Origin of the sequence: Microbacterium sp. M3, assembly GCF_033548675.1 — a bacterium.
Classification (GTDB): domain Bacteria; phylum Actinomycetota; class Actinomycetes; order Actinomycetales; family Microbacteriaceae; genus Microbacterium; species Microbacterium arthrosphaerae.
On sequence record NZ_JAWTZT010000004.1, the window covers coordinates 110,580 to 128,103 of the forward strand.

Consider the following 17,524-nt stretch of genomic DNA (forward strand, 5'->3'; position numbering starts at 1 on the left):
CCGCACCAGGGTGTTGCCGAACACCTAGGGCTTGTCGTCGAAGACCTGGGTCTCCATCGCGTCGTATCCCTCCGCCTGCGGGTCGCCGTGGACGCCGCCCGACAGTGCGTACTCCTCCTCGGGGGAGAGCACCAGGCGGTGCCGGAAGAAGAGGCCGAAACCCAGCAGCAGCACGACGTAGACCACCGCGATGGCGATGATCGCCGGCAGGAAGGTCGGGTTGAGCAGGAATCCGACGAAGATCAGGAGCGCGATCGCGGCCGCGATGACGGCTCCGGTGATGCCCCACGGGCTGCGGTACGGGCGCTCGACGTTCGGCAGCCTCTTGCGCAGGATGATGAACGAGACCATCTGCAGGAAGTACGCGAGCACCGCTCCCCACACCGCGATGTTGAGGACGATGGCCCCAGCCACACTGCCCGAGCCGCCGGCGAACTCGATGATGAGCAGCGCGACGAAGCCGATGACGGCGCCCACCACCAGCGCGACCCACGGGGTCTTGCGCTTGCCCGTCAGTGAGAGGAACTGCGGGTAGTAGCCCGCGCGCGACAGCGAGTACATGTTGCGGCCGTAGGCGAACATGATGCCCTGCAGCGAGGCGAGGAGCCCCACGAGGGCGAAGAGCGCGAGCAGGGCCGCGAGCTGGTCGCCGACGATGGCGCGGAAGCCGTCGAGCAGCGGCTCGGCGGCGACGCCGGTGGCCTCCGCGCCGAGCACGCCGGTGTTGAGGAACAGCACCAGCAGACCCGTCACGATGAGCGTGCCGCGTGCCCAGAAGCCGGCGCGAGGGATGTCGCGCACCGGGTCGTGCGACTCCTCGGCCGCCAGCGGGAGCTCCTCGATGCCGAGGAAGAACCACATCGCGAACGGAAGGGCGAAGAGGATCGGCAGCACGCCGTGCGGCAGGAACTCGGTCTGGCCCGGGTCGGGGGCGATGTCCCACAGGCTGTCCCACTGGAAGGCGCCCGAGAAGATCGCCATGGCCGAGAACACCAGGATGATGCCGATCGAGATGACCGACACCACGATCGCGAACTTGAACGAGATGCTCGCGCCCGCGGCGTTCAGCGCGATGAACACCGCGTACAGGATGATCCACCACACCCACCCGGGCAGCGACAGGCCCAGGAGCTCCGACGTGATGGCGTCGGCATACGACGCCGAGAAGAACACGATGACGGCGGTGGTCGCGACGTATTCGATCGTCTCGGCGGCGCCGGTGATGAGGCCGCCCCAGGGACCCATCGCCGAGCGGGCGAAGGAGTAGGCGCCGCCGGTGTGCGGCATGGCGGCGGCCATCTCGCCGATCGAGAAGATCATGCCGTAGTACATCGCCACGAGGATCGCGAAGGCGATCAGCATGCCGCCGAACCCGGCGAAGTCGATGCCGAAGTTCCACCCCGAGAAGTCGCCCGAGATGACGGCGGCGACGGCGAGGCCCCACAGGCCCCACACGCCGGCGCTGCGCTTGAGCCCGCGCTTCTCGAAGTAATCCTGGCCGGCTCGCGTATAGGTCGCCCCGGCGACCTTGGCGGAACCGGCGCCGGACGAGGGTGAAGACTTCCGCTGTGGTGCACTGCTCGCTTGGGACATCGGTCCTCCAAAGATGGGCGAAGGGAGGTGCGCTCGGGTCGCGCGGATGCGCTTTTCGCCGATTGTGGTGCCTATTGGTCGGCTGTGTCTACCTTTGGAGTGGATTTTCGTTAGAGTGTGCGGGTGAGCGCGGTTCGGGGGGACCGCGCTCACGACACGTCGGATGCCGACACACGAGGAGGACGGATGCCGGGAAACCTCACCGTCGAGCAGCTGCACACGGCCATCGCCGACGGCGACATCGACACCGTCGTGGTGGCCTTCGCCGACGCGCAGGGCCGGCTCGTCGGCAAGCGCGTCTCGGCGCGGCTGTTCCAGGAGGAAGTGCTGCCGCACGGGGCAGAGGCCTGCAACTACCTCCTCTCGGTCGACGTCGACATGAACACCGTCGACGGCTACGCGATGTCGAGCTGGGAGACCGGCTACGGCGACATGATGCTGCGCCCCGATGTCGCGACGCTGCGCCGCGTCCCGTGGCTTCCCGGGTCGGCGCTCGTCATGGCCGACCTCACTTGGGAGGCCGGCGATCCGGTCGTGCAGTCGCCCCGCGACATCCTGAACCGCCAGCGGCACCGCCTCGCCGACCGCGGGCTCGTCGCGTACTCGGGCACCGAGCTCGAGTTCATCGTCTTCGACGACACGTATCGGGATGCCTGGGCCAAGGGCTATCGCGATCTCACGCCGTCGACCGACTACAACGTCGACTACGACCTGCTGGCCTCGGGCCGTCTCGAGCCGCTCCTGCGCGACATCCGGCTGAAGATGGACGGCGCGGGGCTCTACACCGAGGGCGTGAAGGGCGAATGCAACCTCGGCCAGCAGGAGATCGCGTTCCGCTACGCCGAGGTGCTCGAGACCGCCGACCAGCACACGATCTACAAGAACGGCGCCAAGGCGATCGCCGAGCAGCACGGCAAGGCGCTGACCTTCATGGCGAAGTTCAACGAGCGCGAGGGCAACAGCTGCCACATCCATCTGTCGGTCCGCTCCGACGACGGTGAGGCGGCCATGGCCGGCGACGGCGCCCACGGCTTCAGCCCGCTCATGGAGCACTGGATCGCCGGCATCCTCGCCACCCTCCGCGAGTTCACCCTGCTGTACGCGCCGAACATCAACTCGTACAAGCGGTTCGCGAAGGGCTCGTTCGCGCCGACGGGCATCGCGTGGGGCGTCGACAACCGCACCTGCGCACTGCGCGTGGTGGGCCATGGCTCATCCCTTCGCGTGGAGAACCGGGTGCCCGGCGGCGACGTCAACCCGTACCTCGGCATCGCCGCGATCATCGCGGGCGGCCTGCACGGCATCGAGCACGAGCTGCCGCTGCCCGACCGGCTCGAGGGCAACGCCTACACCGCCGGTGTCGACCATCTGCCTACGACCCTGCGCGAGGCGGCGCAGCTGTTCGACGAGTCGGCGATCGCCCGCGCCGCCTTCGGCGACGACATGGTGGAGCACTATCTGAATCAGGCGCGCATCGAGGTCGAGGCCTACGACGCCGCCGTGACCGACTGGGAGAGGGTGCGTGGTTTCGAACGCCTCTGACACGCGCAAGCCCGTCATCGGACTGACGACGTACCTCGAGCAGGCGAAGCAGGGCGTCTGGGACGTCCGTGCCGCGTTCCTTCCGCAGCAGTACTTCGACTCGGTGACCGCATCGGGCGGTGTCGCCGTCCTGCTGCCGCCGCAGCCCGACCCGGAGGGCGCGGCCGCCGCGGTGCTCGATGGCCTCGACGGGCTCATCCTCACCGGGGGACTCGACGTCGAGCCGGCGCTCTACGGTGCGCAGCGGCATCCGCTGACCGATCCGGCTCGTCCCGACCGCGACGCGTGGGAGCTCGCGCTGTACCGGGGCGCGGAGGAGCGACGGATGCCGGTGCTCGCCATCTGCCGCGGCCTGCAGCTCGTCAACGTGGCGCACGGGGGCAGCCTGCACCAGCACCTGCCCGACGCGCTCGGCACCGAGCGGTACCGCATCGGCGGCGGTGTCTTCGCGACGAACGAGGTGACGGTCGACGAGGGGACGCGGCTCGCGGAGCTCATCGGACCGGGCGCGCTCGACGTGCACAGCTACCACCACCAGGGCATCGACCGCCTCGGCGACGGCCTCGTCGCGACGGCCCGAACCGACGACGGCCTGGTGCAGGCGTTCGAGTCCGACGGCACGGGGTACCTCGTCGGCGTGCAGTGGCACCCCGAGGAGAACCGCGAAGACCGGCGGCTCTTCGCGGGGCTCGTGGCCGAGGCATCCGTCTACGCCGCTCGCGGGGCCCGGTCGTTGAGCGAGGAGCGCAGCGACGAGACGAAACGCCGCGAGCATCGGGGCGACGCCGGGGGCCAGGGCGTTTCGTCTCGCTTCGCTCGCTCAACGACCGGATCGGTGAACGCATGAGTGCGCCGTTCCCGACGCCGGGGGGCGCATGTCCCACTTTCCGTCGTTCCCGGGCGCTCTTGCGGGCGAAATGGGGACACGGCAGCGAGAAAGCGGGACACGCATGAGTGCGACCTTCACCCTCATCGACCCTTCGACCGCGCAGCCGATCCGCGAGATCGGCCGCGCGGACGTCGCGGAGACGGATGCCGCGATCGCGCGCGCCGTCGTCGCGCAGCGGTCGTGGGCGGCACTGCCCCCGGTGGGCCGGGCCGACGCCCTGCGGGCTTTCGCGCGCGTGGTCGAGGAGCACGTCGAGGAGCTCGCGCAGCTCGAGGTGCGCAACTCGGGGCACCCGATCGGGTCGGCGAGGTGGGAGGCGTCGCACGTCGCGCAGGTGCTGAACTACTACGCCGGGGCGCCCGAGCGGTTGAGCGGGCAGCAGATCCCGGTCGCCGGGGGCCTCGACGTGACGATCCACGAGCCGTACGGCGTCGTGGGTGTCATCGTGCCGTGGAACTTCCCCATGACCATCGCGTCGTGGGGCTTCGCGCCGGCGCTCGCCGCGGGCAACGCGGTCGTGCTGAAGCCGGCGGAGCTGACGCCGCTCACGGCGCTGCGGCTCGGCGAGCTGGCGCTCGAGGCGGGCCTCCCGCGCGGACTGTTCGAGGTCGTGACGGGGTCGGGCTCGGTGGTCGGGCAGCGTTTCGTGTCGCACCCCGACGTGCGCAAGGTCGTGTTCACCGGGTCGACGTCGGTGGGCGTCGACGTGGCCGCCGGCTGCGCGCGCGAGCTGAAGCCCGTGACCCTCGAGCTCGGGGGCAAGAGCGCCAACATCGTGTTCGCCGACGCCGACCTCGAGAAGGCGGCCGCCGCGGCGCCGGCGGCGGTGTTCGACAACGCCGGCCAGGACTGCTGTGCGCGCAGCCGCATCCTCGTGCAGCGCTCCGTGTACGACCGGTTCCTCGAACTGCTCGAGCCCGCGGTCGGCGCCTGGCGTGTGGGTGACCCCGCAGACGAGACGACCGAGATGGGACCGCTGATCTCGGCATCCCATCGCTCCACCGTCGAAGGATTCCTCGACGGCGCGAACGTGGCGTTCCGCGGCTCGGCGCCCGAGGGCGACGGGTTCTGGTTCCCGCCGACCGTCGTGCTGGCGGAGCGGGGCGACCGCATAGCGCGGGACGAGGTGTTCGGCCCGGTCGTGGCGGTGCTGCCGTTCGAGGACGAGGCCGACGCGATCCGCCTGGCCAACGACACGATCTACGGTCTCGCCGGATCGATCTGGACCGAGAACCTCGGCCGCGCGGTGCGCGTCTCGCGCGGAGTGAAGAGCGGCGTGCTGTCGGTCAACTCGCACTCGTCGGTGCGGTACTGGACGCCGTTCGGCGGCATGAAGGCCTCCGGCCTCGGCCGCGAGCTCGGCCCGGACGCCGCGGAGCACTTCACGGAGACCAAGAACGTCTTCTTCGCGACGGACGCCTCATGACCGGGACGCACCCCCGTCGCGAAGTCCGGACTCCACGGGGTGCGGCACGAGGAGCCCGGCGAAATCCGGACATCGCAGGCCAGAGGGGAAGGGAACACGCATGGATCTGACCGCGAGACTGAAGGATCGGGTCGCGATCGTGACGGGCGGGGCGTCGGGCATCGGGCTCGCGACCGCGCGCCGGTTCGCGGCGGAAGGGGCGCGCGTCGTCATCGGCGACCTCGATCCGGCGAGCGGCGAGGTCGCCGCCGACCTGGTCGACGGGGTCTTCCGCCGGGTGAACGTGGCCGACGAGGCGGAGGTGAACGCCGTGTTCGACGGCGTCGCCGCGGAGTTCGGCCGGCTCGACATCGCCTTCAACAACGCCGGGATCTCGCCCGCCGACGACGACTCGATAGAGACGACAGAGCTTCCCGCCTGGGACCGCGTGCAGGACGTCAACCTCAAGAGCGTCTACCTCTGCTCGCGCGCGGCGCTGCGCCACATGGTGCCGGCGGGCCGCGGGTCGATCATCAACACCGCGTCGTTCGTGGCATTGCTCGGATCGGCGACGTCGCAGATCTCGTACACCGCCTCGAAGGGCGGCGTCCTCGCGATGACCCGCGAGCTCGGCGTGCAGTTCGCGCGCCAGGGCATCCGCGTGAACGCCCTGTGCCCGGGGCCGGTCAACACCCCGCTGCTGCAGGAGCTGTTCGCCAAAGACCCCGAGCGCGCGCAGCGGCGCCTCGTGCACGTGCCGATGGGCCGCTTCGCCGAGCCGGAGGAGATGGCGGCCGCCGTCGCCTTCCTCGCCTCGGACGACGCCTCGTTCATCACGGCGACGGCGTTCGTGGTGGACGGCGGCATCACCAACGCCTACGTGACGCCGCTCTAAGGTCTCGCCGTGTTCGCAACTCAGGATGAATGGCGCGTTCGCGCGCTGCGCGGGCTCGGCACCTCATCCATCCTGAGTTGCGAACCGGATCGGAGGTTGACGGCATGACCGACGCGCCGCTGCGGGAGGTGCGCCGCGCCGTCTACCGGCCGGTGCGAGAGGGCAACGCGCTCGAAGACACGGTCGCTCGCCTGGTGCAGACCATCCGGCTCGGGGTCGTGGCCCCGGGGGAGTCGCTGCCGTCCGAGCGAGAGCTCGCGGTGCTCTACGCGGTCAGCCGCGACACCGTGCGCGAGGCGATCCGCGAGCTCGCCGACACCGGATACCTGGTGCGGCGCCGCGGCCGGTACGGCGGCACCTTCGTCGCCGAGCCGCTGCCCCAGCCGCCGCATCCTCGTGACGTCGGGCCGGCCGAGCTCGACGACGTCCTCGGCCTGCGCCGCGTTCTCGAGGCCGGGGCGGCGCGGGCCGCCGCGGGACGCACGCTCGACGCCGCGGCGCGCGACGAGCTGTGGGCGCGCTACGAGGCCGTGGCCGAGGCATCCGAGTCCGACTATCGGCGGCTCGACACGCTGCTGCACCTCACGATCGCCGAGCTCGCCGGCATCCCGTCGCTCGTCGCGCTCGCCGCCGAGAACCGCGCGCGCGTCAACGAGTGGCTCGACACCTTTCCGCTGCTGCCGCGCAATATCGAGCACTCGAACGCGCAGCACGAGCACATCGTCACGGCGATCCTCGCCGGGCGACCGGATGCCGCCGAAGCGGCGATCCTGCAGCACCTGGCCGGTTCGGAGGCCCTGCTGCGCGGCTTCCTCACCTGAGCGGCCGCACTCGCCGGCGCGAGCGTCTCTCGTCGTCTCCTCTTGCTCGCCTGTCGCGAATGGTCGCTGCGGGTGGCACCTTGTGACAGGTGAGCAAAGGGACGGTGGCTTCCGCACTTGAGGCAGGGCGAACCAGACGACCGTGGGCGGGCGATTACGCTGGACGGGTGGCAGGCAAGAAGCGGGCGAAGAAGGCGCAGGAGCCCCTGGAGTTCCGCAACACCCCGTTGAGTGACGCGCTGCAGACGCAGGACATGGCCGCCGTCGCCTTCGCGCTGCGGCACGGGCCGACGGTCGTGCCGCTCATGCGGCCGGGGCAGCGCGACAACCCGCTCGACTCCGGCGAGGTCTGGACCTACCGCGATCCGCGCACCGGCGATGTGGCGCTGCTGCTCTTCAGCGATGCCGCGCACAAACCGGCGACCCTGCCTCCGGGGGTCGCACTGCAGTCGCCCGCGTGGCTGCGGGCCTTCCTGGGCGCGCACGAGGACGAGATCACCACGGTGTTCTTCGACATCGCCGGTCCGCACCCGATGCAGGCCTCGCCCGCCGACGTCATCGCGGCGCTCGACGCCTGAGGTTCCGCTCCCGCGCGACGCGGGCGGACGCATCGAACCGGCGACACTCCGACGGAGATTTGCGTGCCGGGGCAGGGCAGGGGCAGACTCGCCGGGTGGAATTCCTCCTGGTCGGCATCGTCTGCGCCGCGGGCCTCGTGATCCCCCTGGCCCTCGGGATGGCTCCGTCCCAGCGCCGACGGCGGCCGCGCGGCCGCTGAACGGATGCCGCGGCCGCACGCGCTGCGGTTGCGCCGCAGTCAGTCGAACGGCCCTGCTCGCGGGCACCGGCCCGGCGCACCGGCCCGGGTCAGAAGTCCGGGACGTCGTCCCCGGGCCGCCCCTTGGACCGCGTCCGCACGTCGGTGACGGCACCGCCCAGCGATCCCGAGCGGTGGTCGATCACGTCGCGGTAGCCGAGTCGGGTTCCCTCGGTGCGCCGCTGCGCGGCCTGGGTGACGGGTCGCACTTCTCCTGCCAGGCTGAGCTCGCCCACCACGGCGATGTGCCGAGGGATGGTCCAGCCCTCGACCGCGCTGGCCACCGCGAGCGCGATGGCGAGATCGGCGGCGGGCTCGACGAACCTCACGCCCCCGACGGTCGAGACGTAGACGTCCTGGTCGGAGGTCTTGATCTTCATCCGCTTCTCGAGCACGGCCAGCACCGTCGCCACGCGCGCGGCGTCGACGCCGTTCACGATGCGCCGGGGATTGCCCGACTTGCTGTCGATCGTCAGCGCCTGCACCTCGACCGGCAGGGCACGGCGGCCCTCGAGCGCGATCGACACGCACGTGCCTGGCTCGGTGCTGCCGTGGCCGAGGAAGAGGGCGCTGGGGTCGGGCACCTCAGCGATGCCGGCTCCGGTCATGTCGAAGCACCCCACCTCGTCGGTCGGCCCGAACCGGTTCTTGAGGGCCCGCACGAAGCGGAGGGAGGTCTGCCGGTCGCCCTCGAACTGGCAGACGACGTCGACGAGGTGCTCGAGGATGCGGGGCCCCGCGATCGAGCCGTCCTTCGTGACGTGCCCGACGATGATGGTCGGCAGGCCGCGATCCTTCGCCACGCGGATGAGCGTGGCGGCGACCTCGCGCACCTGCGACGGGTGCCCCGCCATGCCCTCCGACAGGGCTGACGACACCGTCTGCACCGAATCGACGATCAGCAGGTCGGGCGCGACGTCGTCGACATGGCCGAGGATCGTCGCGAGGTCGGTCTCGCTCGCGAGGTACAGCTCGTCGTGCAGGGCGCCCGTGCGCTCGGCCCGCAGCCGCACCTGGGCGGTCGACTCCTCGGCGCTCGCGTACAGCACGCGGCGCCCGGCCTGCGCCGACTGCGCCGCGACTTCGAGCAGCAGCGTCGACTTGCCCACTCCGGGCTCGCCCGACAGCAGGATCGCCGCCCCGGGCACCAGGCCGCCGCCGAGCACGCGGTCGAACTCGCTCACGCCCGTCGTCCGGCGCGGGGCGTCGGAGGTGTCGATGCGCGTGATGGGCTGTGCGGACCGGCCTGCGCCCGGCGCGACCGGCGTCACCGAGCGGAGGATGCCGGTCTGCTCGGATGCCTCGACCACGGTGCCCCACTGCTGGCACTCGCCGCAGCGCCCGACCCACTTGATCGTGGTCCAGCCGCACTCGGTGCACCGGTAGGGCGCGGTCTGCGTCGGGCGTCGGGGTGCGGCCATAGGCCCAGCGTAGGCGGCGGGCCCGACATCGGAGCGCGGCCGCGCGGCCACGGCCGGAGGGGTACCCGCATTACCCGCACGTCGAGCCCGGAGGGCGCCCGCACGTCGAGCCCGGAGTGGGCACCGAGCCCGTGCGCGCGGACGGACCCGAGCGCGGGGACGCGCGGGATCCGACTCGCCGGCGCCTCAGCCCAATGCCGCGGCGAGCTCCGCGAACAGGGTGGGTGCCGGCTCGCCGCCGCCGTCGGGGAACGCGATGTCGCTCGAGGTCACGACGATGATCGTCGCGTCGAGGTCGTACGAGTGGAACAGCGACGTCGTGTAGCCGGGAATCGTGCCGGAGTGACCCCACCATCCGTCGGGCCGCTGCCCCCAGCCGAGGCCGTAGCCGCCGTCGGCGCTGTTCGGCGGCGGCGACGACAGGATCGAGTCGCGGCGCAGCTGCTGCAGCTCGGGAGTCAGCACACCCTCGCCGGTGAACAGGGCGTCGGCCCAGAGCGTCAGGTCGTCGAGGGTCGAGATGACCTCGCCCGCCGTCGAGCCGAACGAGGGGTTCCAGTCCGTGGCGTCGACGGTCGTGTCGTCGGCCTGCCCCTGCTGGGTCACGCCCCGCAGATGAGGTTCGGCGATATCGGCGGACTCCCCCGGGTACACCGAGTCGTCCATGCCCAGCGGCTCGAACAGACGCGCCGCGAAGACGTCCTCCATAGGCTGCGCGGTCACCTGCTCGATCACCAGACCCAGCAGCAGGTAGTTGGTGTTCGAGTAGACCCACTTCTCGCCGGGTGCACCGTCCACCGGCAGCGCCTTGGCGTAGTCGAGGAGCTCCTGCGAGGTGAAGACGCGCTCCGGGTCGGCGAAGTACGCCGTCTGCCAGTCGGGGGCGAGGGAGTACGAGGGGATGCCGCTGGTCATGTCGGCGAGCTGGCGCAGCGTCGCCGAGCCGTTGGGGGAATCCGCGACGTACTGCGCGATCGGGTCGTCGAGCGAGACGAGACCCTCACCGACCAGCTGCAGCAGGATCGTGGCGGTCATGGTCTTCGTGAGGCTTCCGATGCGGGTGCGGTCGACCGCCGTCGGCATCTCGTCCACGCCGGGCGCCGTGGCCCCGGCCGTGCCCGTCCACGTGCCGTCGGCGGTCACGACGCGCGCGATCACCCCCGGCAGCGTGTCGCCGATCGGTGCGGCGTCGAGCACGTCCTGCAGGGCCGTGGCGGTCTCCGCCGGGAACGCCGGTGTCGTCGCACTCGGCGTCGACGTGGCTGCCGGCTCCGGCCCCGGCGCGGCGCAGCCGGTGAGCATCAGCGCGATGACGGCGACGGCCGCCGCGAGCCCGCGGCGCGTGGAAGCGTGGTGAATTGTGCGCACGATGACCCCCGAAAATCGTCGGTGCACGTCGAGACTAGCGGGCAGCCGCGGCGAGCCGAAGGAGGCCGGGTCGCGGCATCCGTCATCCGTCGATCGCGTCAGCCGCGCAAGGAGGTCGCCACGTCGCGCAGCGCCGCGGCGGAGGCGTGGAAGAGCTCGAGCTCGCGCGGGTCGAACTGCGTCTCGCGCACCGGCACGGCGCCCGCCGCGCTGACGACCGACGGCACCGACAGCGCGACGCCGTCGACCCCGTGGAAATCATGCAGCACGGGGGAGACCGGCATGACCGCGCGCTCGTCGTTGAGGATCGCCTCGATGATGCGGGCGCTGGAGAGACCGATCGCGTAGTTCGTCGCGCCCTTGCCCTGGATCACCTTGTAGGCGGCGTCGCGCACGTCGACGGCGATCTGGTCGAGCTCTTCGACGGTCATGCGGTCGCCGCGCGGGGTGACCCACTCGAGGATCGGCACGGTGCCGATCGTCGCCTTCGACCACAGCGGGAACTCGGTGTCGCCGTGCTCGCCCACGATGTAGGCGTGCACGCTGCCGGTCGAGACGCCGGCGCGCTCGGCGAGCTTCCAGCGCAGCCGAGACGTGTCGAGCACGGTGCCCGAGGCGAAGATGCGCTCGGGCGGGAGCCCGGTCTGCTCCTGGGCCAGCACCGTCAGCACGTCGCACGGGTTCGTCACGAGGACGTAGACGGCGTCGGGGGCCGCCTCGAGCAGCTGCGGCATCATCTTCTTCATGATCCCGGCGTTCACGCCGGCGAGCTCGATGCGGGTCTGGCCGGGGTCCTGCTTCGCGCCCGCCGTGATGACGACGACGTGCGAGCCCTCGACGACCGACAGGTCGCTGCCGCCGATGATGTCGCTCGAGCCGGTGAACTGCGTGCCGTGGGCGAGGTCGAGCACCTCGGCCTCGACCTTCTGCGTCGCGATGTCGTAGAGGGCGACGTGGCGGGCGGATCCGCGGATGAGCGCAGCGTACGCGGTGCTCGAGCCGACGCTGCCTGCGCCGACGACGGTGACTTTCGAGTTCTCGATGACGGCCATGCCGCCAGTCTTGCAGGGCCGCGGCGGGTGCGGCCAGCACCGGCGCCGGGACTAAGAGCCGGGCGTCGCGTCGGTCGGGCCGGCGTGCGCCGGACGCGGGGGATTGCGGATGCCGAGGAACGAGGTGATCCCTCCCGCGATCATGAGCGCGGCCGTGACGATGGCGGCGCGATGGAAGCCGTCGAGGTCGAGCTCGCCGCCGACGATCGTCGCGAGGAGCGCGATGGCGACGAGCCCGGCGACGCGCGCCACCGCGTTGTTCACGGCGGAGGCGATGCCCGAGCGCTCGGTGCTGATGGCCCCGAGGATCGCCGATGTCAGCGGTGCAACGGTCAGTGCCAGGCCCGCGCCCATGACGATCATGCTGGGCAGCACCTGCCACCAGTAGGCGAAGTCGGTCCCCACCGTGAGGAGGAGCAGCGCGCCGCCGCCCATCAGGAGCGGGCCGACGGTCATGAACAGGCGCGGGCCCCACACGCCGGCGAGCGTCCCCACGCGCGAGCTGAACACGATCATCAGGACCGTCATCGGCAGACTCGCGAGGCCTGCCAACGTGGCGGGGAGCCCCGCGCCCTCCTGCAGGTAGACCACGACGACGAGCCCGTTGAGGGCGAGCGCGGCGTAGATGAACGCGGTCGCGACGTTGCCGGTCCAGAAGTTGCGGACCCGGAAGAGGTCCAGCGGCAGGATCGGGCTGCGCACCGACCGCTGGCGGAGAAGGAATGCGGCGAAGAGCGCGGCGCCGACGACGAGCGGCAGCCAGATCGCCGGTGACGCCCAGCCCAGGTTCGGCTGCTCGATGAGGGCGTAGACCATGCCGCCGAGTCCGAGCGTGCACAGCGCGGCGCCGAGCCAGTCGATGGAGGCCCCCGGATGCCGGGTGTCGCGGAAGCCGCCGCGCGCGAGCAGCACCAGGGTCGCGCCGATGGGCAGGACGTTGATGAGGAACGCCAGCCGCCACGACGCGAGGTCGACCAGCACACCGCCGATGAGCGGCCCGACGATCATGGCGGAGGTGGTCATGGCGGTCCAGATGCCGATGGCCCGGCTCTGCGCCGCGCCGGTGAAGTTCGACGTGATGAGCGCCAGCGAGCTCGGAACGAGGAACGCGCCGGCGGCGCCCTGCACGCCGCGGGCGACGATGAGGAACTCCGCGGTCGGCGCGGCGGCGATGGCGATCGAGGCGATGCCGAAGCCGATGAGGCCGATGCGCAGCACCAGCACGCGTCCGTAGGCGTCGCTCACCGACCCCGCCACGAGGATGAGTGCGCCGAGGGTGATGAGGTACGCGTCCACCACCCACTGCTGGGTCGTGATGCCGCCACCCAGCTCATCGCTGATCGCCGGGAGTGCGACATTGACGATCGTTCCGTCGAGGAACGCGACGAACGAGCCGAGGATCGCGATCCACAGCACGAACCGCTGCGTCGTGGTGGCGCGGCCCGAGCGCGCCGCCGTCTCGGCGGCGGCGCGGTCGTCGGTCACCCGTTCCACGCTAGTCCCGGCTGAGGACACCGGGGCCGGGCCCGGAAGGGATGCGTCGCACGGGCACCCGGCCCTACGATGACGGCAGTGCCGCGCCGCGGCGCGACGAACCGATGCACACAGGGGGCTGCGATGTGCCGCTGGCTGGCCTACACCGGGGAGCCGCTCCAGCCGGCCGCCCTCATCCTCGACGCGAAGCACTCCGTCGTCGCGATGTCGCAGAACTCCCCGCTCGGGGCCGAGACGGTCAACGGCGACGGGTTCGGCCTCGGCTGGTACCCCGTCGAAGGGGAGGGGACGGATGCCGCGGGGTCGCGGCATCCGTTCGTCTTCCGCAGCATCGAGCCGGCCTGGAACGACGCGAACCTCCGCGAGATCAGCCGCGCGATCCTGAGCCCGCTCTTCTTCACGCACGTGCGGGCGGCCGCGGCGCCGCCGATCCAGCAGACGAACTGCCACCCGTTCCGCCACGAGGAGTGGCTGTTCATGCACAACGGCGCGATCTCGCAGTTCGGGCTCATCAAGCGCGAACTCGCGCTCGCCGTCGACCCGTCGCTGTACCCCGAGATCCAGGGGACGACCGACACCGAGGTGCTCTTCCACCTCGCGCTCACGTTCGGCCTGGCCGACGACCCGGTCGCCGCGGTCGGCGCGGCGATCCGCCGGGTCGAGGAGGTCGGGCACGCCGCCGGGGTGCAGTTCCCGATGCAGGGCACGCTCGCCGTCTCGGACGGGCGCACCATGTGGGCGTTCCGCTACTCGTCGCAGGGACGCTCTCGCACGCTCTTCCACTCGGCCGACGTGCCGACGATCCGGTCCATGTACCCCGACGCCGAGCGGCTGTCGCTCTTCGGCGACCACGCGCAGGTCGTCGTGTCGGAGCCGCTCAACGATCTGCCGGGGGTGTTCCTCGAGGTGCCGGAGTCGACCGTCGCCGTGCTGGATCCCGACGGCTACCACCACCGGCCGTTCCTCGACGCGTGACGCCGGGATGCCGCGGCCGAGGCCGGTCGGACGCCGATTCGCGGCATCCGCTCGCGTGTCGTAAGCTTGTCGGCGGTGACGTGTCCGAGCGGCCGAAGGTGCAACTCTCGAAAAGTTGTGTAGGGTAACCCCCTACCGTGGGTTCAAATCCCACCGTCACCGCCATGAAAACCCCTGTTGAAGCAGGGGTTTTCGTCTTCTCTGGCTCATCGCGACGCAGGCCTTCTTCTCTGACGGTGCCGATATCCTGACGCCCATGCCCCTCGTGCTGTGGCGCCTGCAAGGCGGAGCCGTCGCGGCGTTCGTCGCCGCGGTGATCATCGGCTTCCTGCCTACGGAGTCCTGCGGGTCTCTCTTTCTGCCGCCCACTGCCGTGCTCCCCAGCGGACCGGTGCACGAGCTATGTTCCGGCAACCCCGGCTACGCGCTGCCGTTCTGGCTGTTCATCGCTGCGGGGGTCGCGTTCGCGACCGCCGCCTACGCCCTCCACCGCCTGAGAGCTCGCCGCCGTGCGGGTCGGTCGGGAACCGCTCGGATCTGAGCCCTGGGTGCCATTCCGCGAAGAGCGCGCGCCGCGCCAGTGGGGTCTGGCGCGACGCGCGGGAGTGAGCACGTTCTCCCACCCTCACCCCGAGAGGGCGAGCCCCCGGGTACCGGATCGCGAGCCGCTGGGTCAGTCGCGACCTCCTGAAAGGTAGAACGCGGCACGCGACCCCCGCATCACCGAGATACTGTGAAGCCTGGCGCGACAGCGCGCGCGGCCGTCGCGACGACCGGTGAGTCTCGTCGGCCATCGGGCGGTGGCTGCGAGAGAACGGCGCGGGCCGCAGGGCGGCGCAGGCGAGGGGGAAGCTGAATGGGTACCGACGATCCGCTCCTGAGTGCGCTTGTGCTCGAGAGCAAGACGAGCGCGCCGAAGTTCAACAGCTCGTTCGTCCATCGCGCCGACCTCATCCATTCGGCACGCACGGGTTCCTCCCGGCTCGTCACGGTGACCGCCGCGGCCGGCTATGGGAAGACGTCGCTCCTCGCCGAGTGGGCGCAGTCGGAGACACGCCCGACGGGATGGCTCACCCTCCGTGCGGAGGACGATGACCCGTCGACACTCGTTCGCCTGCTCGCCCATGCGTGCGCCGGATTCGCTTCCGAGTCGCGTGCGGTCATCGATCTTCTCGCGAGCGCGCAGGATGCCGTCCTCGGACGCCTCGCGCCGGCTCTTGCCCTCGTGCTCGAACGGCAGGACGTTCCGTTCGTCCTGTTCGTCGATGACCTGCATGTGCTGCAGGACCCCGACTGCATCGATGTGCTGGATGTCGTCTTCAGTCGCATCCCCGAGGGGTCGCAGGTCGTGCTCGCCAGTCGACACCGGCTCACTCAGCTCGCCCGCAATCGGCTGGCGAGCTCGGCGGCGGAGATCGACGCCGGCGATCTGCGGATCGATGCCCACGGCGCCGAGCAGTTGGCTGCCGAGGCCGGCGTACAGGTCTCGGAGTCGGTGCTCGACCAGTGGGTGGAGCTGTGCGACGGGTGGGCAGCCGGCATCCACATGTGTGCGCTCCTGTCGGCGAAGGAGCCGTTCCGTCCGTCCGCGGAGAGCCCCGTTCTGGCCGACTACCTGTACCAGGAGTTCATCCGCGACCTGCCTGAGGACACCCGCACGTTCCTGATGCGCAGCTCGATCCTCAGCACGCACATCCCAGATCTCTGCAACGCCGTGCTGGAACGCACGGATTCGGCGCACGTTCTGCGCGACCTGGAAGCGCGCCAGCTCTTCGTGACCGCGGACCCCACGCGCCGGGCGTACCGGCTCCACCCGCTCTTCCGCGAGTACCTCCAGGCGGCGCTCCAGCTGGAGGAAGGCAGCTCGGTGCCGGGGCTGCACGCCCGTGCCGCCGCATGGTTCGCCGAGCGCGGTGAGCTGCCTGCCGCGATCGACCACGCGCTCGCCGCGGCGGACTTCCGCCTGGCCACCAACCTCGTCACCGCCGCGGGCCTGCAGGCGTACGAGGCGGGCCAGAGCGCCACCCTCGGGCGGTGGTTCCGTGCGATCGGCGATGCGAACCTGCTCGAGAACGCGTCCGCCGTGATCGTGATCACCTGGTTCGCCGTTCTCGCCGGCGACGACGACGATGCCCGCAAGTGGGCGACGCTGCTGGAGCGGGTCCCCGATGACGCGGATGCCGGGGGCATGAACGTCGCCTCCGCGAAGGCCATGATCCGCGCCATCATGATGCCGGGCGGCGTGGACACGGCCCTGGCGGATGCGCAGTTCGCCGTCGCGACCGAGCCCCTCGAGAGCCCTTGGCGTGACCCGGCCCTGCAGATCCTGGGCAGCACGCTCCTCCACAGCGGCGACACCGAGCGCGGCTTCGCGGTGCTCAGGGAGGCGATCGACGTCGCTCGGGCGCGCAACAACCCGGCGTCCGTGGCGATCGCCGAGTCCGAGTTCGCGTTCGTGTCGATCGAGGACGGCGCATGGGGCGTGGCCGAGGAGCACGTGCAGCGCGCCCTGGATGCCATCGACGACGGCGGCATCGACGGATATGTGATGGCGCCGTACGCCCAGGCGGCGGCCGCCTGCGTTCAGTTGCAAGCCGGGCGCAGCGTGTCGGGACGGCGACACCTGGCCCAGGCGATGTCGGAGCGACACCGCTCCGGGACCGCCGTGCCGCTGCTGAGCATTCCGACCCGACTCCTCATCGCGCGCGCGCATCTCCTCATCGGCGACACCGACTCTGCGACGGTGCTGCTCGACGAGATCGACGAGCTCTTTCCCGCCCCGACCGTCGGCGCGGCGCTCCGCGCCCGCATCGCCGATGTGCGCGAACAGGCTCGCGCGCAGAAGGCGCTGCGGGCGGCGTCTCACCCGTCGATCGCGCTCACCGCGGCCGAGCAGCGTCTGATCCCGTACCTGCAGACGCATCTCACCCGGGACGAGATCGCGCAACGGCTGCATGTGTCGGTGAACACGGTCAATACCCAGCTGTCGGCGGTCTTCCGCAAGATCGGCGCCACCACTCGTTCAGAGGCCGTCGACCGGGCGCATCACCTCGAACTGATCGGCGCGATCAGTTCGTAGCCCCTCGGCGGACAATTCGTAGTCCCTCGGCGGAAAAAGGTAGGTGGATCCGGTACTCGCCGCGCTCACGGGCCATCCGCATCGCGCAACCTCTCCTCAGAGTGTCTCCCAACGGTCGCCGCGTCATGCGGACAGGCGGTTGCGCATGTCGGATATCGGCGTACCGTACGAAG

At 70.9% G+C, this 17,524-nt stretch carries 14 protein-coding genes and 1 tRNA gene; 10 read left to right on the plus strand and 5 right to left on the minus strand.

Translation table 11 applies throughout. From position 1 onward, the window contains the following. Nucleotides 1–24: 24 nt before the first annotated feature. Complete coding sequence (locus R8Z57_RS12820) at nucleotides 25–1,593, minus strand: amino acid permease (RefSeq protein WP_318354178.1); 1,569 nt, start codon at nucleotides 1,591–1,593, stop codon at nucleotides 25–27. A 186-nt stretch (nucleotides 1,594–1,779) separates the two neighbouring features. Here R8Z57_RS12820 and R8Z57_RS12825 point away from each other — a divergent pair, with 186 nt between their 5' ends. The 6 genes from R8Z57_RS12825 to R8Z57_RS12850 all read left to right on the plus strand — a co-directional run bounded on the left by R8Z57_RS12825 (nucleotide 1,780) and on the right by R8Z57_RS12850 (nucleotide 7,723). Next, nucleotides 1,780–3,135 carry a glutamine synthetase family protein gene (locus R8Z57_RS12825; protein WP_318354179.1) on the plus strand — a complete coding sequence of 452 codons (1,356 nt, stop codon included), beginning with the start codon at nucleotides 1,780–1,782 and terminating at the stop codon, nucleotides 3,133–3,135. Further along, nucleotides 3,116–3,982 carry a gamma-glutamyl-gamma-aminobutyrate hydrolase family protein gene (locus R8Z57_RS12830; protein WP_318354180.1) on the plus strand — a complete coding sequence of 289 codons (867 nt, stop codon included), beginning with the start codon at nucleotides 3,116–3,118 and terminating at the stop codon, nucleotides 3,980–3,982. The genes R8Z57_RS12825 and R8Z57_RS12830 overlap by 20 nt, the downstream gene beginning before the upstream one ends. A 103-nt stretch (nucleotides 3,983–4,085) precedes the next feature. Continuing rightward, entirely contained in the window at nucleotides 4,086–5,450 is a 1,365-nt protein-coding gene (locus tag R8Z57_RS12835) for an aldehyde dehydrogenase family protein (RefSeq protein ID WP_318354181.1), read from the plus strand. Between the two features lie 100 nt (nucleotides 5,451–5,550). Beyond that, nucleotides 5,551–6,324 carry a 3-oxoacyl-ACP reductase gene (locus tag R8Z57_RS12840; protein ID WP_318354182.1) on the plus strand — a complete coding sequence of 258 codons (774 nt, stop codon included), beginning with the start codon at nucleotides 5,551–5,553 and terminating at the stop codon, nucleotides 6,322–6,324. Nucleotides 6,325–6,428: 104 nt separating this feature from the next. After that, on the plus strand, nucleotides 6,429–7,145 hold the full coding sequence (locus R8Z57_RS12845) for a FadR/GntR family transcriptional regulator (protein ID WP_318354183.1): 717 nt from the start codon (nucleotides 6,429–6,431) through the stop codon (nucleotides 7,143–7,145). 167 nt (nucleotides 7,146–7,312) lie between these two features. Then, nucleotides 7,313–7,723: a dehydrogenase gene (locus R8Z57_RS12850; protein WP_318354184.1), complete on the plus strand. Its 411-nt coding sequence runs from the start codon at nucleotides 7,313–7,315 to the stop codon at nucleotides 7,721–7,723. A 289-nt stretch (nucleotides 7,724–8,012) separates the two neighbouring features. On the opposite strand, the gene radA is transcribed toward R8Z57_RS12850, so the two are convergent. The 4 genes from radA to R8Z57_RS12870 all read right to left on the minus strand — a co-directional run bounded on the left by radA (nucleotide 8,013) and on the right by R8Z57_RS12870 (nucleotide 13,288). Then, a complete protein-coding gene (gene radA, locus R8Z57_RS12855) occupies nucleotides 8,013–9,383 on the minus strand; it encodes a DNA repair protein RadA (protein WP_318354185.1) in 1,371 nt (456 codons plus the stop codon). Between the two features lie 186 nt (nucleotides 9,384–9,569). Continuing rightward, a complete protein-coding gene (locus R8Z57_RS12860) occupies nucleotides 9,570–10,751 on the minus strand; it encodes a serine hydrolase domain-containing protein (RefSeq protein ID WP_318354186.1) in 1,182 nt (393 codons plus the stop codon). A gap of 98 nt (nucleotides 10,752–10,849) precedes the next feature. Beyond that, nucleotides 10,850–11,803 (minus strand): L-lactate dehydrogenase, encoded by a 954-nt coding sequence (locus tag R8Z57_RS12865; protein ID WP_318354187.1) that lies wholly within the window; start codon nucleotides 11,801–11,803, stop codon nucleotides 10,850–10,852. A 51-nt stretch (nucleotides 11,804–11,854) separates the two neighbouring features. Next, nucleotides 11,855–13,288 (minus strand): MFS transporter, encoded by a 1,434-nt coding sequence (locus tag R8Z57_RS12870; protein WP_318354188.1) that lies wholly within the window; start codon nucleotides 13,286–13,288, stop codon nucleotides 11,855–11,857. Nucleotides 13,289–13,420: 132 nt separating this feature from the next. Here R8Z57_RS12870 and R8Z57_RS12875 point away from each other — a divergent pair, with 132 nt between their 5' ends. From R8Z57_RS12875 to R8Z57_RS12890, 4 genes are all read left to right on the plus strand, one after another. Next, on the plus strand, nucleotides 13,421–14,272 hold the full coding sequence (locus R8Z57_RS12875) for a class II glutamine amidotransferase (protein WP_318354189.1): 852 nt from the start codon (nucleotides 13,421–13,423) through the stop codon (nucleotides 14,270–14,272). Between the two features lie 74 nt (nucleotides 14,273–14,346). After that, a tRNA-Ser gene (locus R8Z57_RS12880) sits at nucleotides 14,347–14,437 on the plus strand. Between the two features lie 91 nt (nucleotides 14,438–14,528). After that, on the plus strand, nucleotides 14,529–14,813 hold the full coding sequence (locus tag R8Z57_RS12885) for a hypothetical protein (RefSeq protein ID WP_318354190.1): 285 nt from the start codon (nucleotides 14,529–14,531) through the stop codon (nucleotides 14,811–14,813). Between the two features lie 315 nt (nucleotides 14,814–15,128). Next, nucleotides 15,129–17,351, plus strand: coding sequence for an AAA family ATPase (locus R8Z57_RS12890; RefSeq protein WP_318354191.1), 2,223 nt, complete (start codon nucleotides 15,129–15,131; stop codon nucleotides 17,349–17,351). The last annotated feature ends 173 nt before the right edge of the window (nucleotides 17,352–17,524 follow it).